We start from the raw sequence: 1,005 nt of genomic DNA on the forward strand, positions 1-1,005 counted from the left end.
TCAGTAGATGGACAAGTGCGATCGCTATGCTGAGAGCCTTGACTTTTCCACTTATTTATCAGTACTAATGTTTTAATAATCGAAATTTAAAATAAATATTGCTTATACTTGCGAACAGAAAGTTAGTTATATATATTTTGGCTATTTACTCTCTCAAAAGTCTTATATACTTCGGAGTGTTTACCATTAATTTAAGTAAAAAAATTGATTAAAATATCGGAAAAAGCTGTTTTAACAGATGAAGGAACTTTAGAAGAAGTTGTTGATTGTTTAAAAGAAAATATTTCAGTTAAGACCCAAAGTGATTGTCAACAAAACCATTTATTTAATATTTTAGTAGGCGCAGCAAGTCGTGGTGATACCATAGAAAATACCGCTGCTAGTTTAAAAAACTCTTGGTCTGGTCGAAATGTCAGATATCATTTAAAGAAAATCACCAATTTCTTAGAATTAGAAAAAGAGGTCAATCAAGCATTAATAAGTAAGCTTCCCCGTCGAATAAAGAAGAGAAAACATAAACTAGCAATCGATTTAAATTTAATACCTTACTATGGTCAACCCAAAGAAAAAGAGTCAGATTATATTTATCGCAGCCAAGCGAAAAATGGAACTTGTTCATTTTTTGCTTATGCTACTATCTATATTATCGCGAAAAATAAGCTTTAATCTAAGCACGAGGGTTTGTTTAATTATTCAAGCTTGGGTGTTTAAGAGCTAACTTTTGTCAAAATCTGCTCGAATAATCAAAATTTCTTCACAGAACGTAAATCCAATCTCTCAATTCTTTTTCACTTAATTTTATTGAAAAATATTCTGGCTTTTGTAACAGTTTTATTCGTCAAATATTGACATACTATTGCTATTTAAACTTCTACAGGTTAATAATATAATTTTTACTTATAATTAAGAGAGTATTTTAGTGCAAAAGTACTGATAAAAATGGTGATTCTAAATCATTTTGGGGTTTGGCGATCGCGCCAATTAAACACTTGTCCATCCACTGAA

1 pseudogene is annotated in these 1,005 nt (G+C 30.1%); it reads left to right on the plus strand.

The features are described 5' to 3' along the window. Positions 1-207 precede the first annotated feature (207 nt). Positions 208-660, plus strand: a pseudogene (locus H1P_RS33715) (ISH3 family transposase); the annotation flags it as partial. Between the last annotated feature and the right edge of the window lie 345 nt (positions 661-1,005).

This window comes from Hyella patelloides LEGE 07179 (assembly GCF_900659865.1).
Taxonomy (GTDB): domain Bacteria; phylum Cyanobacteriota; class Cyanobacteriia; order Cyanobacteriales; family Xenococcaceae; genus Hyella; species Hyella patelloides.